The sequence below is a fragment of the Simplicispira sp. 125 genome (assembly GCF_003096555.1).
Taxonomy (GTDB): domain Bacteria; phylum Pseudomonadota; class Gammaproteobacteria; order Burkholderiales; family Burkholderiaceae_C; genus Simplicispira.
In genome coordinates this window covers 3,784,616-3,802,123 of sequence record NZ_QEKM01000001.1, presented here as the reverse complement: position 1 = coordinate 3,802,123, position 17,508 = coordinate 3,784,616, and the positions used below count along the sequence as shown (strand labels likewise).

Annotated in this window: 9 protein-coding genes; 3 read left to right on the top strand and 6 right to left on the bottom strand. The window is 65.2% G+C overall.

Annotated elements, in window-relative coordinates; translation table 11 throughout:
- Window positions 1–127 precede the first annotated feature (127 nt).
- Genes C8D04_RS17765 through C8D04_RS17750 form a run of 4 tightly spaced genes read right to left on the bottom strand, consistent with a single transcriptional unit; the run spans window position 128 to window position 9,370 of the window.
- Window positions 128–1,375, bottom strand: coding sequence for a restriction endonuclease subunit S (locus C8D04_RS17765; RefSeq protein ID WP_158550267.1), 1,248 nt, complete (start codon window positions 1,373–1,375; stop codon window positions 128–130).
- A 25-nt stretch (window positions 1,376–1,400) separates the two neighbouring features.
- Window positions 1,401–2,987 carry a class I SAM-dependent DNA methyltransferase gene (locus C8D04_RS17760; RefSeq protein ID WP_116002880.1) on the bottom strand — a complete coding sequence of 529 codons (1,587 nt, stop codon included), beginning with the start codon at window positions 2,985–2,987 and terminating at the stop codon, window positions 1,401–1,403.
- Between the two features lie 45 nt (window positions 2,988–3,032).
- The gene (locus C8D04_RS17755) at window positions 3,033–3,407 is read right to left on the bottom strand and encodes a hypothetical protein (RefSeq protein WP_116002878.1); all 375 of its coding nucleotides are present in this window, start codon (window positions 3,405–3,407) and stop codon (window positions 3,033–3,035) included.
- On the bottom strand, window positions 3,404–9,370 hold the full coding sequence (locus tag C8D04_RS17750; protein WP_233521052.1) for an MG2 domain-containing protein: 5,967 nt from the start codon (window positions 9,368–9,370) through the stop codon (window positions 3,404–3,406). The genes C8D04_RS17755 and C8D04_RS17750 overlap by 4 nt, the downstream gene beginning before the upstream one ends.
- Window positions 9,371–9,438: 68 nt before the next feature.
- Between C8D04_RS17750 and C8D04_RS17745 the strand changes: the two genes are divergently transcribed.
- Complete coding sequence (locus C8D04_RS17745) at window positions 9,439–13,356, top strand: EAL domain-containing protein (protein ID WP_116002876.1); 3,918 nt, start codon at window positions 9,439–9,441, stop codon at window positions 13,354–13,356.
- 18 nt (window positions 13,357–13,374) lie between these two features.
- Here C8D04_RS17745 and argH read toward each other — a convergent pair whose 3' ends face one another.
- Window positions 13,375–14,850 (bottom strand): argininosuccinate lyase, encoded by a 1,476-nt coding sequence (argH, locus tag C8D04_RS17740; RefSeq protein ID WP_116002874.1) that lies wholly within the window; start codon window positions 14,848–14,850, stop codon window positions 13,375–13,377.
- Window positions 14,851–14,901: 51 nt separating this feature from the next.
- On the opposite strand from argH, the gene C8D04_RS17735 reads away from it, so the two are divergent.
- The gene (locus tag C8D04_RS17735; RefSeq protein ID WP_116002872.1) at window positions 14,902–16,029 is read left to right on the top strand and encodes a histidine kinase; all 1,128 of its coding nucleotides are present in this window, start codon (window positions 14,902–14,904) and stop codon (window positions 16,027–16,029) included.
- Window positions 16,026–16,790, top strand: a complete 765-nt coding sequence (locus C8D04_RS17730; RefSeq protein ID WP_116002870.1) for a LytTR family DNA-binding domain-containing protein — start codon at window positions 16,026–16,028, stop codon at window positions 16,788–16,790. Before C8D04_RS17735 ends, C8D04_RS17730 begins: the two co-directional genes overlap by 4 nt.
- A gap of 16 nt (window positions 16,791–16,806) precedes the next feature.
- Here the strand turns inward: C8D04_RS17730 and C8D04_RS17725 are convergent, their stop codons facing one another.
- Complete coding sequence (locus C8D04_RS17725; RefSeq protein WP_116002868.1) at window positions 16,807–17,508, bottom strand: MOSC domain-containing protein; 702 nt, start codon at window positions 17,506–17,508, stop codon at window positions 16,807–16,809.

Here is a 17,508-nt window from a genome sequence, read left to right as displayed (position 1 = left end):
ACAAGCTATCAAATCAGTAGCAAATCGGTATTAAAGCACTCTTGAATAGAACGCAGCGGTTTGCAAGAAGGCTTGCATACCGCGTGTTGCGGGCGCTGCCAACGCCGCAGAGCCGACAACCGCCTGCTCAGACTTCAGCGGCGAGCGCCTGCGCTTCGGGGAGCCGCAACTGGCCGGAGATCAGGCGGGGGAGCAAGGTGTCGCGGAGGGTGGCGAGGGTTTGGGCTTGCTGCTCGTTCGCCTTGACGCGTTGATGGAGCATGCTCGCCACGCCCTCGAATGCTTCCACGCAGGCGCGATTCGGCACCAGATATGCCAGGCCATGAATGTGATTTCGATTGAGTGTTGGGACCGCAGAGCCCGCATTGAACGATTTGAAATCGAGCAGACGAAGCAACTCATAGGCAAAGCAGGGGGTCGCAGCGCGAAACTCCTTGATCCAAAGCGTTGTATTCAGGGGCCAATAGGGGCCGAACTCCAGAAACACGCGACCCAGAACGCCGGATCGTCCTGTGACGACCCCAGGCCCTTGCACCATGGTTTCGTGGTGCATTCCGCTGGGTCCGCTCGCTGCAATGATCGGGACTTCACCTGGAATGCGATCCTGCGAAGGCAAGTCAAAACCCCGCTGAAGGACCAACAGATCGTCCAGTCGGCCAACCCGCCACCCCTCCGGCACCCACCCCAACTCCGACTCCTCCAGCGCATCGGGAAACAGCGCGGCGGTGGCCTCATCCATGCCTTCGGGGGCGCGGCCTTCCATCTTGGCGCGCACGGGGTCGAAATCGACAAACCACGACTTGAACAGCGCCTGGGCAATGGCTTCGAGCGTGGCGTTAGTTTCACGCAGGAGGGTGATGCGGTCGTCGAGGGCATCGAAAACCCCGGCGATATGAATTTGCTCGTTAAGGCTTGGCAATGTGATTGCCATTTGTCGAAGGTGTGATGGACCGAAGTGCTTGATGACGCTGCCCGTTGCCATTCGCTCAGCCTGCTCCACAAAAACGCCAGACGACAGAAAAGCACGTAGATATTGATGATTGAGTTGCGAGCTTGCGCTACGAAACCGAATGATCCCGGTGTAAGCGATCGAGCCGACAGCTTCCGGCCCTACAACGCTAACTCGACCAAGCGATGCACTTGTGCTGATCAGGAGGTCCCCTTCCCTCAATGCGAAATGCTTCCACTTTGCGGCCACCTTATCGGCATCCAGAAAATTGCAGCCTGCGATTTGTACTGTCGGGGTTTCAATATTCCTTAGGCGAAGCAGCGGCACGCCAGAGTCGTGAAAGTCTTTCGCGAGAATGCCGGGGCCTTCCTGGAAGTCGGTCACTTTATCCAACGGCTGAACATCCCAATAACCGGGAACCTTCAAGCGCAGTTCAGTGCAGGCAGGCCACTCAGAACTCATACCCCAGCCCCCCCAACTTCTGCCGAATCACCGCATCCAGCTCCGCGCCCTTGGCCATCTGCTCGCCCAGCTTTTCGGTCAGCTTCTGCATCTTGTCGGCAAAGGCTTCGTCGTCGTCTTCCACTTCTTCAGCGCCCACGTAGCGGCCGGGGGTGAGCACATGGCCGTGCTGGGCGATCTCGCAGAGTGCCACGCTGCGGCAGAAGCCGGGGATGTCTTGGTAGGTGGCCGCGGAGCCCTCACCCCCGCCCTCGCCGCTTGGCAGCGGGAGTGATTCGCCGCGCCATGCGGCGACGGTGGCGGCGATGCGGCCTATCACCTCATCCGTCAACTCGCCCTGCACGCGGCTGATCATGGTGGCGAGCTTGCGGGCGTCGATGAACAGCACTTGGCCTTGGCGCTGTTTTTGCTTGGCCAAGAACCACAGGCAGGCGGGGATTTGGGTGTTGAAGAACAGCTGGCCGGGCAAGGCAATCATCACCTCGACCACGTCGGCCTCGACCATGGCGGCGCGGATTTGGCCCTCGCTGTTCTGGCTGCTGCTCATGCTGCCGTTGGCCAGCACGATGCCGGCGCGCCCGCTGGGTTTGAGGTGGTGCAGCATGTGCTGCAGCCAGGCGTAGTTGGCGTTGCCCTGGGGTGGGTCGCCATACACCCAGCGCGGGTCGCCCTCCAGGCTGCCGTGCCACCAGTCGCTGACGTTGAAGGGAGGGTTGGCCAGGATGAAGTCGGCGCGGAGATCCGGGTGCTGGTTGCGCACAAAGGTGTCGGCCGGTTCGCGCCCCAGGTTGAAGTCGATGCCGCGAATGGCCAGGTTCATGGCGGCCAGGCGCCAGGTGGTGGGGTTGCTTTCTTGCCCGTAGATGGACACGTCGTTGATCTTGCCGCCATGCGCTTCGATGAACTTCTCGCTCTGCACAAACATGCCGCCCGAGCCGCAGCAAGGGTCGTACACCTTGCCGCTGTGCGGGTTGAGCACGGCGACCAGCGTTTTGACGATGCTGGCGGGCGTGTAGAACTGCCCGCCGCGCTTGCCTTCGGCGCTGGCGAACATGCCCAGAAAGTATTCGTACACCTGGCCCAGGGTGTCGCGCGCTACGTCGGGTGTGGCGCCAAAACCGATGGTGGACACCAAGTCGACCAGCTCGCCCAGCTTGCCGTCGGGCAACTGGGCGCGGGCAAAGCGCTTGTCCAAAATGCCTTTGAGCTTGGGGTTGTCGCCTTCGATGAGGGCCAGCGCGTCGTCGATGTGTTTGCCAATGCCCGGCTGCTTGGCCTGGGCGCGCAGCTGCTCCCAGCGGGCGCCTTCGGGCACCCAGAACACGTTGCCCGAGGTGTAGTAGTCGCGGTCGTCCAGCTCGGCGGCCAGGTCTTCAGGGGCGGCTTCGCCGTAGTAAAACTCGTCGTGCGGGTCAGCGAGGCGCGCAGCCACTTCGGCGCGGCGGGCGGCAAAGGTGTCGCTGATGTATTTGACGAAGATGAGGCCGAGCACCAGGTGCTTGTATTCGGCCGCGTCCATGTTGGCGCGCAGCTTGTCGGCGGTGGCCCAGAGGGTTTTTTTGATGTCGTCGAGCATGGGGAAATTGCTTGCAATCAGGATGTGCGCCGGTCGCGGCGCGGCTCAGCGGTGTTCACGGTCAAAGCGTTCTTCGGCCTCGCTCAGGTGGCGCAGCAGCACATGGGACACCAGGTTGACGCCGATGCCGCCGAACATGACGGGGAAGATGTAGAGCGCGATGGACAGCTCCGAGAGGAAAACCGCATCATCGGCCAGCGACGGCGTGATGCGGGCCAGCTTGGCCAGACCTTGGAGCAGGTACACATCCAACCCGGCAATGAGCACCAGCACCAGGCCGAACAGCACGACCGTGGTGCGCGAGATGGCGCGGCGCACCAGCAGCGCCGCGTAGATGGCAGCCGGCAGCACCACCGAGAGCGCCACCAGCAGCCAGAAGCGCACTTCGACAAAAACGCTGGGGGCGGGTACCGGTGTCACGGCGCAGCCACCACCCGTGCGCGTGCGTTGGGCGCCTCGCCAAACATCTCCGGCGCGTACAGGGCCTCGACGCGGCTGGGGGGCAGCGCGAAGTCGCCCACGTTGTTCAGGCGCACGGTGTATTCCATTTTGACGGTGCCCTTGGGCAGGTATTCGTAGTAGCTGCGGAAGGCCTCGAAGCTGCGCTCTTCAAACGCGGGCCAGCCCAGCCCACTGCGCTTTTCGCCCTGGGTGGCGATCTCGGAGTCGCGCCCCAGGCCGCTGCCCAGAATGGTGGCGCCGCCCGGAATGGGGTCGGTGATGGCCACCCAGGTCATGTCGGCCTGGCCTGTGACTTCCAGCGTGATGCGCAGCACGTCGCCGCGCGTGTACTGGCCTGCGGGCAAGGCCTTGTTGGCCTGCTCGATGGGTGTGACGGTTTTCTGGATGCTGTAGCCCGCGCTGAACGGCGCCTTGAGCTGCACCGCAGCCACCGACTGCAGCGTGAGCCAGGGCTTGCCCGGCCCCTGGTGCGTGACGGACAGGCCTTCCTTGCCGCCCGCAGTGCCCCAGGGCAGGAACATATTGTTGCCCCGCAGCATGCCGGGCGCCGCAGGGGCCCCAAACGCGCTGGCCTGGTGGGCTGCACCTTCCGCATCGGTGGGCTTGATGCGCTCGACCTTGCTCCAGTCCACGCTGGCCGTGTGGCTGCCCATGGCCGCCTTGGTGGTGCCGGAGACGGGCGTGGCCTCGAACTTGGCCGAGAACTTCTCCAGCGCCAGGCCGCCCCACAGGTTGGCGGTGGTGGTGTGCCAGGCGCCGCCCTGCTGGCGGGCGATGAAGCCATTGGCCAGGCGGCCCATGTCGTCCTTCCAGTCGGGGTTGTCCATCACGGCGAGCAGGAGGCGCGCAAGGTTCACGTCGCCGTTCTGCATCAGCCACCACCAGTAGTCGTCGCGCTCGGTGCTCAGCAGCAGCTTGGTGCCCTGGTAGCTCAGGCGGGCGCGCAGGATTTGCGTGGCCTCTTGCAGGCGTTTGTCGCGCTCGGGGATGTCCTGCACGCGCCGCAGGATGTTCATCCAGTCGATCACGCTGTGCGTGGGCCACTGGTTGGGCGCGATGGTGATGCTGGTCAGCATGCGGCCCTGGGCTTTGCCGTAGCGCGAGAGCGCTTCGATGGCGGCGAGCTTGCGCATGTCCAGGTCTTTGCGCGGACTCCAGAAATTGCGCTCGATGCGCCCTTCCACAAAGGCGATGAGGCCCCGCTCCATGGGCGCGCGCACCTCGCCCGGCAGGGCAAAGGCGGGGTTGATGCTGGCGGCCTCGTGCGCGGCGGCCAGCAGGTAGGCGGTCAGGGTGTCGCTCCCCCGGTGGGTGTCGCCCTCGCGCGGCGGGAAGTAGTTGGCCAGGCCATCGCCGTCCAGATAGGTGGGCAGTTGCGCCACGACGGTCTGCCAGAGCTTGCCGTCGCGCAAGCCCACGGCCTTGCTGGTTTTTTGCTCCAGGCAGGCAAACGGGTAGTTGGCCCACCAGTCGCGCACGCCGGGCAGGCCCTCGGCCAGTTTGGGCTGCAGCGCCAGGCGCAGGCCGCCCCGCCCGGGCAGCGCATCGGCGGGGGGTGCGGCGTCCAGGGTGTAGCTGCCGTCCACCTGCACCAGCGTGGCCTGTTGCACCGTGAGCGGTACGGCCGGTATCAGGCGCTGGCTGGCCTTGAGCGCATCGCGCGCGCCGCCTAGCTGGTCTTTCGCTTCGATCTCCCACAGCAGAGCCTGCACGCGGGTCTGCGCCAGCTGGGCCGGGGCTTTTACGCTCCAGGCCACTTCACGCGCCTCACCGGCGGGGATGTCCACGGTCTCAGTCTTCAAGCTCAGCAGCGTCGCGCGGGGCGTCACCTCCACCTTCATGGCGGCCTTGGTGGTGTTGCGCAGGGTGAACTGGGCGCGGAACTGGTCGTCCTCGCGCACCAGGGGCGGCAGGCCGCTGATGATCTGCAGGTCTTGCGTGGCGCTGATCTGGGTGCTGCCCGTGCCGAACAGGCCGGTGGCGGCATCGGCCACGGCCACGATTTTGAAGGTAGTGAGCGCGTCGTTCAGCGGCACCGTCACCTGCGCCTGGCCGTTAGCGTCGAGCTGCACCTGCGGGTTCCACAGCAGCAGGGTGTCGAGCAGTTCGCGGGTGGGGCTGCGCCCCCCGCCGCCGCCTGCTGCCACGGCTTTGCGGCCGTAGTGGCGCCGCCCGATGATTTCCATCTGCGCGGTCGAGGTGGCAACGCCCCAGCTGCGCCGCTGCAGCATGGCGTCCAGCACATTCCAGCTGGTGTTGGGCATGAGTTCGAGCAACGCCTGGTCTACGGCGGCCAACGCCACCTCGGCGTGGGCGGCGGGCTTGCCATTGGGCAAGGTGGCCGTGATGGTGACCTGCGCCTTGCCGCGCACGGGGTAGCTGGCTTTGTCGGCCACTACTTTCACGTTGATCTGGTGCGCCTTGCTGCCCACCTTGATCTCGGCCATGCCCAGACGAAAAGCCGGTTTGCTCAGATCGACCAGCGCCGTGGGCGCAACGTATTCCTTGCCCTCGTACCAAAAGGCGGTCCACCACTCGCGCGGCGCCTTGAAACCCCAGGTGAAGAAGCTGTACCAGGGCACCTCGCGCAGGCGCCCGCGCAGCGCCAGCACGCTCACATACACGTTGGGGCCCCAGCCCTCTTGCACCTGCAGGCTGACCGTGGGGTCCTTGCCGTTGAGCTGCACCACCTGGGTATCGATGATGCCTTCGCGCTCCACCGTGACCAGCGCCGTGGCAAAGCGGAAGGGCATGCGCACCTGGAACCTGGCGGTGTCGCCCGGCTGGTAGCTCTTCTTCTCGGGCAGCAGGTCCATGCGGTCGTGGTTTTCGCCGCCAAACCACAGCTCGCCCTGGCGCGTGACCCACACGGACGAGGCCGCATCAAAGGTGTTGCCGTCCTTGTCGCGTGCGGTGGCAACCAGTTCCACCTCGCCGGGCTCGTCGAGCTTGGTCTCGCACAGCAGCAGGCCGCGTGCGTCGCTCTTGCCGGTGCACACCGTGCCCAGGTCTTTGGTTTCGGTCTTGTTGTCGTAGCTGTAAAAGCCCCCCACCATGCGCTTGCGGCTGCTGGTGGTGATGCGGGCAATGGCCTGTACCTGCAGCGGCACGTCGGCGGCGGGCTTGCCGTCGGGCGTGAGCGCCAGTGCCTGGAAACGGATCTTCTGGCTGGCCGAGACCCAGCCTTCGGTCTTGATACCAGCCAGCACCCCGGCTGGCCACAGGCTGCTGGTGCTGCGCAGGGTCTGCACTTCGCCGTTGGGGTCGGCATAGGTGGCTTCGATCAGCAGGTCTTGCGCCGTGCTGGCGCGGGGCACGTTCTCCAACGCGATGCGGCCTGTGCCGTTGCGGTCCAGGGTGAGCGGCAGCTTATCGGCAATCACGCGCGGCGCCTGGCGGGCGGTTTCTTCCTCTTCTCCCTCTGTGCTGCCTTGCTGGCGACCCCGGGGCGGGTTGAAGCTGAAGGCGTCGTAGTCGTCAAAGTGCAGGTATTTGCTGCGCACCAGGGCCGACACGCGCACGGGCAACTGCGCGGCAGCACCACCGGCCACGTAGTTGACCTGCACACTCGCGGGCACGGTGCGCACATTGACCAGCGGTGCCTTGTCGGCCGGGCCCACGCGGCCCTCGAACACGGGCAGGCGGAATTCTTCGACCCGGAACTGGCCCGACGTAAAACTGCGCCCATCGCTGCGGCTGCTGTGCAATGCAACTTCGTACACGCCCAGCTTCGCTGCGGGGGGCACCGCAAATTCGCTTTGCGCACTGCGCCCGCCGGTGGCTGTCTTGCGCCAGGCCAGGGGCTGGGTGAATTGCTGGCCGCTGCCCACATGGGTGATGACCAGGGAGTCAGGCTCCTGCGCAGGCAGGCCAAAGCCGCCCCGTGTCTCGGTGCGCAGCAGGTGCTTCATGGACACCGTTTCGCCAGCGCGCAGCAGTGTGCGGTCGAAGATCGTGTGCGCCCGCTCGTCGGGGCTCGCGTCGTTGCTGGTGGGCACGTTGAAGCGCCAAGGCTCAATGCCACGCTGCCAGTCGCTCCAGGTGAAGGCCATGTCCGGCACACCGTCACTCCCCTGGTGGCGTGCACTGATGAAGTAGGCATCGCCCCCGTCGCCCTGCCCACGGCACAGCGGCGGGTCGGACGACAGGCCCTCGAAACGCGCCACGCCTTGTGCATCCGTGGTGCCCGAAGCCAGTTCGCGGCCATTGCAGTCGGACACGCGCACGCGGGCGCCCTCCACGCTCTGCCCTTTATCGAGCGTGGTCACCCAGGCCATGGCGTTCTCGCGGCCCAGCTTGAAATGCACTCCCAGGTTGGTGACCAGCGCCGAGGTGCGCACAACCATGGCGCGCGCTGCGCCGTGCCGCGCATCGAGCAGCGATGCGCCCAGCAGCGGCGACGCAACCTCCACCACATGGAAACCCGGCGCCAGCGGAATGCCCACCACCTCCAACGGGCGGGGGTCGGTACTGACCGGCTTGGGCAGGTCCAACGCACGCACACCCGGCTGGCCCGAGAGCAGCGAGAGCATGCGCGACTGCACGTAGTGTTTGTCGCCGTCCAGCACCTGGGGCAACGTCCCCTTGACGTCACGCCGCGCCTGCTTGCGCTCCACCATGTAGTTGTTGTACTGCTGCACCTTGCGGAACCAGGCAATGATGTCGGCGTCGTTCTCGGGGCGCAGCGTGCTGACCTGGCCCGCAGGCGCCGCTTCACCCCCGGGTTGCAGGCCTTGCACGCGCAAGGCGGCCTCGACCTTGCGCAGCGTGACCGGCAGCAGCGCCGGGGTCTGCGGCCCCTCGGCCAGGCGCTCGACAATGCCGAACGGCGCAGCGGCAAACTTGGCCAGCGGCGGCATGCCGCCCGTGGCCACCCTCAAAGGAAAGCTGTCGGCGTTGGACAGGGCACGGCCCGCGGCATCCTTCAAACCCTTGGGCAATTCCAGCTGGAATTCGGTGCTCTCGGCCAGGGGCGCGGCAAACTGCACGCTGCTGACCAGGCCCTCTGCGGCTGTGCCCTCATCCTCGCCGCCCGTCTGGGGTTTGATCGACTCCAGGGGCGACTTCAGGCGAATCGCCGCCGCCAGCTTGCGCGGCACGGGTGCGTTGAAAGACAGCGTCATCGGCCGGATCGGCAGGCAAGCCGCCTGGGCGTTTTCACGCTCGCAGGTAAATTCAGCCAAAAACGGTGCACGCACCTCGAAGGTAAAGCGTTTTTCCACGTTACCGGCCACCCCGCTGGGCGTGACGACACCTTTGCCCCACACCAGTTGCACCCGCGACGAAGGCGTGAGCCGCCGGTTGCACGCCAGCGTGACGATGGACAGCGGATCGCGCGCGGCTTGCTTGTCCAGGCCCTGGGCCTGGAGCAGCGCGGCACGGTCCTTGCCATCGATCAGGCGCACAGGCACACGCTCGCCCACGCCATCGGCGGCGCACCACACATTCGCCTGCACGCTGGCCAGCTGCGCGGGGCCATTGAGCTGCAGTACAAAGAACTGCTCTTCGTCGATGTGCTCGTAGGTGCCGGGCCGTACGTTCTGCACATAGGGCCCTCCACTATTGAATTGATAGCTGGCAGCGCTCTTCAGTGGGGCGCCAGAGGCCGATTTGAAGTCAATTTTTGGCAGCATGGTGCAGCGCACACCGGGCGGCATGTCGCGGGCCAGGTCAAACACCCATTCGCGCTCGCTCGTCCAGCGCCCGGTGCCTTTGCTGGCTTCGGCGTCGGTGCAGTTGACGGCAAAGGGCGCTGGAGCCTTGGGGTCACCAAAGGTGGTGGCTGCGCTGTCAAACTTGACCACAACCTGGCGCACGCGGGCCACTTCACCCTGGGGCGATACGCTGGTCACTTGCAGGGCCTGGGCGCTGGCGGCGACCAACGCAAAACCCAATACGGCGGCAATTTCTCTGGTATTCACCCTGGACTCCTCGGCAGAACGGGTAAGCGTAGCGGAAAAATACGGCGTTTCAGGCACGGCGCACAGGGATGACGCACTTCCCGGGACGGCTCCCGGCAGGGTTTGCCGCGAGGCACATCCACACCATCCTGCCCGCACAATACGGCATGCCCACGCGATTCGATCTCTCCTTCAGCCAAGAACTCTGTGACGTCCTGCATGCAGAGTTGGGCCTGGTCTGTAGCTTCATGGGCGAAGCCGGGCAGATCGTGGCATCGAGCGAGCGTGAACGCATTGGCCAAGCGCATGAGATAGCGCAGCGCATCATGCAGGGTGCGCTGGAGGAATACAGCATCACCCCGCAAGAAGCCGCCCGCTCGACCACCATGCGCGAGGGCATCAACATGGGGATCGACCTGGGTGGTCAGCGCGTCGCCTGCTTTGCCATCGCCGGTCCGCTGGACATGGTGCGCCCCCTGGCCCGGTTCGTACGCTTTTGCGTGGTCTCACTGCTACAAGTGCGTCCAGAAGTGGACACACCTTCTGCACCCGCCCTTGCTGCCCTCGCACATCCTGCTGGAGACAATCCCTCTAACGCACGCCTGACCGATCTGCTGGGCCATGCCAGCCAGGCCGTGGCATTCAGCCTGCGCCGCCTGCACGACGCAGTCCACCACATCGACCAGGGCATCACCTTGTTCGACAGCAGCCTGCGGTTGGTCGTATGGAACCGCCGATTTGTGGATCTGATCGGCGCGCCCGCCGCCTCGGTCCAACCCGGCCAGCCGCTGGAAGACTTGTTGCAGCGCTATGCAAAGAGCGCCGGCCTTGCTGCGGCAGAACTGCAGGCCCTGGTGGCCCGCAGAGTGGCCCGCGTGCGCGCGGGTCAGCCCAGCGCGTTCGAGCATGTCAGCCCCCAAGGAACCGTCCTGGCCATCGTAGACCGGCCTCTGCCCGACGGCAGCCTGGTCTCTACTTACACCGACATCACGGAAAAGCACCGGGCCGACGCAGCCCTGCGCGCAGCCTACGAAAACGCCGAACGGCAGGTTGAGCTGCGCACCCGTACGCTGGCGGATTTTGCCAACCTCTCGTCGGACTGGTTTTGGGAACAAGACACCGCGTTTCGTTTCACCCGGTTTTTCGGGCACTCGATAGAAAAGCTGCACCGAGAGCCCGGCTACTTTCTGGGCAAACGGCGCTGGGACATGCCTATTCGCGGCATCACCGGCGAACAGCTTGCCGAACACATTGCCTGCCACGAGCGACATGGGCTTTTCCGCCATTTCGAGTACGAAATCGACGCACCAGATGGCTGCACACAGTATTTTTCCGTCAGCGGTGCCCCCCGGTTTGACGACCAAGGCCACTTCGTGGGCTACCACGGCATCGGCAGCAACATCACCGGGTTGCGGCACGCCGAACTGGCCATCCGCGAGCGTGAACGCCAGCTCGCACAAATTGTGGACGGCAACCCGCTGGCCACCTTCGTCATCGATGCCCACCGGCACATCACCCACTGGAACCGCGCCTGCGCAGCACTGACCGGGATGGAGGCTGCCGCGATGCTGGGGCACCACGAACCCTGGCGCGCCTGGTACGAGAGCCCCCGGCCCACCTTGGCCTGTCTGCTGGTCAACCAAGCCACGGACGAAATGCTGGCCACCTACTACCCCGATTTCCGCCACTCCACGCTGATCGCCGGCGCACTGGAGGCCGAGGTGCATCTCCCTGGCCGGGGCAACGACGAGCGCTGGCTCTCCATGATGGCGGCTCCGCTGCGCAATGCCCAAGGCACGCTGACGGGCGCGATCGAAACCGTGCAGGATGTCACCGCGCGGCGGCGAGACCAGCAACTGCTGGAAGACCGCAGCGCAGCGCTACAACAGGCCAATCTGGTGATGGAAGAGCGCGTGCACATGCGCACCGAGGAGCTGTCCCGGCAGCTGGGCTTCATGCACCAACTGATCGAGGCGATTCCCAGCCCCGTGTTCTACAAGGACGCCCAGGCCCGCTACCTGGGTTGCAACAGCGCGTTCGAGGCCTTCATCGGAAGCCCCGCGGCCCACCTGATTGGCAAGACTCCCCACGACATTGCCCCCAAGGAGCTGGCAGACCGATACCTGGCCGCAGACCGATCCATTCTGGACCACCCCGGAAAACAGATTTACGAAAGCGACGTCCGCCACGCCGACGGACAACGGCACCGCGTCATCTTCCACAAGGCCACGTTCACCCACCTTGACGGCAGCGTGGGTGGGCTGGTTGGCGTCATGCTCGACATCACCGATCGCACACGCATGGAAGACGATTTGCGCCAGGCCGCCACGGTGTTTGACAACATCGCCGAGGGCGTGACCATTGCCGAGCGCGACGGCACCATCATTGCCGTCAACCGTGCGTTCAGCGCCATCACCGGCTACGACCGCACAGAAGTGATTGGCCAAAACCCCCGCATATTCCAGTCGGGGCGGCACGATCGCAAGTTCTACGCCGACATGTGGGCGGCCATCACCAGCCACGGCCGATGGCAGGGCGAGGTCTGGAACCGGCGCAAGACGGGCGAGATCTATCCGCAATGGCTCTCCATCACGGCGGTGCATGCTCCTCAGGGCCCAACAACCCACTATGTCGCCACGTTCTCCGACATCACGCACCAGAAACAGAACGAAGAGCGCATCCAGTTGCTGGCCTTCTCCGACCCACTGACCGGCCTGCCCAACCGGCGGCTGTTGCTCGACCGCCTGGAACACGCGCTCATCGTCAGCACACGCAACCAGCGCCGGGGCGCGCTGTTCTTCATCGATCTGGATGACTTCAAGGGCTTGAACGACACGCGCGGCCACCACATGGGCGACCTGCTGCTGCAGCAGGTCGCCCAGCGCCTGGTGGCCTGCGTGAGCGAAGGCGACACGGTGGCCCGGCTCGGAGGCGACGAATTCGTGGTCATGCTCGAAGGTCTGAGCCCGGGCACCCTGGAGGCTGTCAAGCAGGCCGAGGCGGTTGGCAACACCATCCTGCACGCCCTCAACGAACCCTATGTGCTGCAGGACAACGTGCACCACAACACCCCCAGCATTGGCGTGGTGCTGTTTGGGGAGCCTCAAGGCTCGGTGGAAGAACTGCTCAAGCAGGCCGACCTGGCGATGTACCGCGCCAAGGCCTCAGGGCGCAACGCCATGTGTTTTTTCGACCCGCAAATGCAGTCCGTGCTGGCCGAACGGGTGGCGCTTGAAAAGGAACTACGCATCGCACTGCAACAGCAGCATTTCGTTCTGCACTACCAACCCCAGGTGAACGAGGCTGGCGCCATGGTCGGGGTGGAGGCGCTGGTGCGTTGGCAGCACCCCGAGCGCGGCATGGTCTCGCCGCTCGACTTCATTGCGCTGGCAGAGGACACCGGCCTGATCCTGCCGCTGGGCCACTGGGTGCTGGAAACCGCATGCACGCAACTGGCCGCATGGGCAAAGCGCGCAGACCGCCTGCACCTGACGATGGCCGTCAATGTAAGCGTGCGGCAATTCCACCATGCCGATTTCGTGGAGCAGGTGCTCAGGGTGCTGCAGGCAACCGGCGCCAACCCGCAGCGGCTCAAACTTGAACTGACAGAAAGCCTGCTCATCACCCAGGTTGACGAAGTGGTGGCCAAAATGAGCGCCCTCAAAGCCCGGGGCGTGTGTTTCTCGCTCGATGATTTCGGCACGGGGTATTCATCGTTGGCCTACCTCAAGCGCCTGCCGCTGGATCAGCTGAAAATCGATAAAAGCTTTGTCTCACATGTGCTGACGGACACCAACGATGCGGCCATCGCCCGCATGATCGTGGCCTTGTCTGAAAGCCTGGGCCTGGAAGTGATTGCCGAAGGGGTGGAGCACGCCGACCAGCGGGATTTTCTGGCGCAGCACGGCTGCCACGCTTACCAGGGCTACTTCTTCAGCCGCCCTCTGCCGCTGAACGCCCTGGAGGCCTACGCCGATGCCCATAGGCTGGCAAGTGCCCCCGCTTGAAGCATCCAGCGCAAGGCGTCAAACCAGCCTTGCGCGGTGACGCTCGATCTGCGCCTGCACCTGGATGGGTGCCGTGCCCCCCAGCGTGCTGCGGGCGTTGAGCGAGCCGCGCAGGCTCAGGCACTCATACACATCTTTTTCAATCTGCGGGTGAAAACCTTGCAGAACGGCCAGTGGCAGTTCGGACAGGTCGCAAGCGTGTGACTGGGCCGCCTTGACGGCATGTGCCACGGTTTCGTGCGCGTCGCGGAACGGCAGGCCCTTTTTCACCAGGTAGTCGGCCAGGTCTGTGGCGGTGGCGTAGCCCTTCTTGGCAGCGTCTTCCATGGCCTGGGCGTTGACGGTAATGCCACCCTCCTTCTGGCCCGTGGCGGGGTTGAGCTGGCCACCCACCATCTCAGCAAAGATGCGCAGCGTGTCCTTCAGGGTGTCGACGGTGTCGAACAGCGGCTCCTTGTCTTCCTGGTTGTCCTTGTTGTAGGCCAGGGGCTGGCCCTTCATCAGGGTGATCAGGCCCATCAGGTGGCCGACCACGCGGCCGGTCTTGCCGCGCGCGAGTTCCGGCACGTCGGGGTTTTTCTTCTGCGGCATGATCGATGAGCCGGTGGTGAAGCGGTCGGCGATCTTGATGAAGCCGAAGTTCTGGCTCATCCAGATGATGAGTTCTTCGCTCAGGCGACTCACGTGCACCATGCACAGGCTGGCAGCGGCCGTGAACTCGATGGCAAAGTCGCGGTCGCTCACGGCGTCCAGGCTGTTTTGGCACACCACGGGGAACCCGTTCACATCCACCATGCCCAGCGTTTTCGCCACGCGCTCGCGGTCCAGCGGATAGGTGGTGCCGGCCAGCGCGGCGCTGCCCAGGGGCAGCACGTTGGTGCGGCGGCGCACATCCTGCATGCGATCAAAGTCGCGCGCAAACATTTCCACGTAGGCCAGCAGGTGGTGGGCAAAGCTGACGGGCTGGGCCACCTGCAGGTGGGTAAAACCGGGCAGGATCACCTCCACGTTGCGGCTGGCCACGTCCACCAACGCCTTCTGCAGGTCGGTGAGCAGACCAGCAATCAGATCGATCTCGCCGCGCAGCCACAGGCGCACATCGGTAGCGACCTGGTCGTTGCGGCTGCGGCCGGTGTGCAGGCGCTTGCCCGCATCGCCCACCAGTTGTGTGAGGCGCGCCTCGATGTTCAGGTGCACATCTTCCAGGTCCAGCTTCCACTCGAACTGGCCGGACTCGATTTCCTGCGTGATTTGCGCCATGCCGCGCTCGATGTCGGCCCGGTCCGAAGCGCTAATGATGCCCTGGGCAGCGAGCATTTCGGCATGCGCCAGGCTGCCCGCAATGTCGGCCTGCCACAGACGCTTGTCAAAGAAAACGCTGGAGGTATAGCGCTTGACAAGGTCGCTCATGGGTTCGGAAAACAGCGCCGACCACGCCTGCGCCTTGGTATCGAGCTGATTGTGTGACGGGGCGGAGGCTTGGGCTTTGGGCATGGCAGGGCAATAATCCAATGAAACAGACACCCGGAACACCCGGATGCCGCAATGCAAGAGACGCAAATTTTATCGACCCTTCCGGGCGATCCCCCTACAACAGCTTTCACGGCACGCTCCAGCGTGCCTGCGGGGCGTGCGCTGGTGTTCGATGCCTGCCATGCGGGCGTGGTGCTGCGCGCGGTGATGTTCGTGGAAGTGGTGCTGGCCGTGGGCGTACTGTATGGCGCGGAAAACCTGCCCGACTGGGTGGCTCGGCTGGCCCTGCTGACCGGCGTGGCCCTGCCCGCCACGCTGGCCTGGCTGGTCGCCGCCTGCAGCCTCAAGCAGGTGCTGCAACGCTTGCCCACCACCGGCCAGTATCTTGCGGGTGTGCTCCTGGGGGCGCTGGCGGGTGCCGGGGCCTGCGGCATGCTCTTTTTGGTGGGCGCTGCATTGCAGCCCCCGTGGGTAGCCAGCGCCGCCTCGGGCGCACTGCTGGCCGCGCTGCTGGTCGCCGCCCTGGTACTGCGCGCGCGCGGTCGCACGCCCGCCGCCACCACGGCCCGCCTGACCGAACTGCAGTCCCGCATTCGCCCACACTTTCTGTTCAACACACTCAACAGCGCCATTGCCCTGGTGCGCGAGGAACCCGCCAAGGCCGAGTCGCTGCTCGAAGACCTGAGCGACCTGTTCCGCCACGCACTGGTCGAGCAGGGCGAGGCCGTGACCCTGGCCGAAGAGATCCAATTGGCGCGCCGCTACCTGGCCATCGAACAGGTGCGCTTTGGCGACCGGCTGCGCGTGCAGTGGCAGCTCGACCACCGCACCGACGCGGCACTGCTGCCCCCGTTGCTGCTCCAGCCCCTGGTAGAAAACGCCGTCAAGCATGGCGTGGAGCCCAGCGCCCGGGGCGGCAAACTGCGCGTGCTGACCGAATTGCGGGGCAGCCGCGTGGTCGTGCGCATTACCAACACCTTGCCCGAAGGCCAGCCCAACCACAGTAATACATCGCGCGGTCATGGCATTGCCCTGGCCAACGTGCGTGCCCGCCTGGCCCTGCTGCACGACGTACAGGGCGAATTCAGCGCAGGCATCGAGGAAGGCCTGTACCAGGTGCGCATCACCCTGCCCGCGCCCCTGTTCACACCCGAAAAACCACCCGCCGCCACGCCCCGCCAACGGGCACGCACGCCATGAACATCCTCATCGTTGACGACGAAACCCTGGCCCGCAACCGCCTGCGCACTTTGCTGGGCGATTGCGCCGACACCGAACGCCACAACCTGGCAGAAGCCGCGACGGCCGCCGAGGCTCTGGCCCTGCTGGCCCCCAGCGGCGGACGGGCGTTTGATGTGCTTTTGCTGGACATCCACATGCCTGGCCAGGACGGCCTGTGCCTGGCGCAGGCCATTCAGACGCTGAGCTACCCGCCCGCCGTAGTGTTCGTGACAGCCCATGCCGACCATGCCGTCAGCGCCTTCGAACTGGACGCCGTCGACTACCTCACCAAGCCTGTGCGGCTGGAGCGCCTGCAACAGGCCCTGGCCAGGGTGCAGCGTGCTCTGGGCCCCGCCACTGGCACCACGGGGAATGCGCCAGCGGCCACCTTGCCAGCAGGCGAGGCCCTGGTCATCCAGGACCGAGGCCGCACCGAGCGTGTGCCACTGGCTGAAGTGCTTTTCCTCAAGGCTGAGCAGAAGTACGTGACCGTGCGCACCACAGCACGCAGCTACATCCTGGATGGCTCGCTGAACGAACTCGAAGCCCGCTATCCTGGACAATTCCTGCGCATCCACCGCAATGCCCTGGTCGCCCGCCGGGCCGTGCGTGCCCTGGAAAAGCACTATGACCCCGAGGAAGGCGATGGCTGGGCCGTGCGCCTGCATGGCCTGGCGCAGTTGCTGACGGTGTCGCGGCGACAAGTAATTGCGGTGCGCGAAGAAATCGCACACCGCTGATCTGCTCCCCGGCCCATCAGGCGGGCGGGCCGACCAGACGAGGCGCCCAATCTTCCACGGCACCGCTGTCGAGTCGGCGCTGCAGCAGGCGCTGCCAGGAAGCAGGCAAGGGCAAAGCCAGCGCAGCCTGTAGCTGCGCACCATCCAGCACCGGGCGGTACAGCAGATCGAGCAGACGCTCCAGAGTCCACAAGGGGAAAGGCCGCGCCTCCAGCACCAGCGCGGCCCCTGCCCAAAAATCCCCCTCCTCCAGCACGCGGTAGTACCAACCCGTGCGGTGTGTCTGCTGCACGCGCCGCGCCATGTCTGGCAGGCCAAACCGTTCGTTGAGTTTCCAGCAAGGCTGGCGGGCCTGGGTGACCTCCAGCAGCACATCCCCCACGCGCCACTGGTCACCCAGACACACCGTGGCCTCGGTCACGCCCTGGCTGTGCAGGTTCTCGCCAAAAGCGCCCGGGGCATCCAGCATGGCGTGGGCACCCAGTTCGGTACGCCAAGCGGCATAGTGCTCCTGGGGATAGTGGTGTACGGCCTTTTCCACACCGCCATGCAATCGAAGGTCGCCCTGCGCGTCACCCTGCAGACCCAGCGCAGTGGCACGCACGCGGCCTTGCACGGGCGTCTTGTGAATACCGCTGAGGCTGCCCCTGGCAAAAGGCACGGCAGCACCGGCACACACCACCAACAAAGCGGCCGCCGGTGTGACAGCATCGCTCAT

What these genes read in the sequence shown, in the direction of transcription:
- C8D04_RS17760 (WP_116002880.1), bottom strand. Translation starts at nt 2,987, where the DNA reads ATGCTCGACGACATCAAAAAAACCCTCTGGGCCACCGCCGACAAGCTG.
- C8D04_RS17745 (WP_116002876.1), top strand. Translation starts at nt 9,439, where the DNA reads ATGACGCACTTCCCGGGACGGCTCCCGGCAGGGTTTGCCGCGAGGCAC.
- argH (WP_116002874.1), bottom strand. Translation starts at nt 14,850, where the DNA reads ATGCCCAAAGCCCAAGCCTCCGCCCCGTCACACAATCAGCTCGATACC.
- C8D04_RS17735 (WP_116002872.1), top strand. Translation starts at nt 14,902, where the DNA reads ATGCAAGAGACGCAAATTTTATCGACCCTTCCGGGCGATCCCCCTACA.
- C8D04_RS17730 (WP_116002870.1), top strand. Translation starts at nt 16,026, where the DNA reads ATGAACATCCTCATCGTTGACGACGAAACCCTGGCCCGCAACCGCCTG.
- C8D04_RS17725 (WP_116002868.1), bottom strand. Translation starts at nt 17,508, where the DNA reads ATGAGCGATGCTGTCACACCGGCGGCCGCTTTGTTGGTGGTGTGTGCC.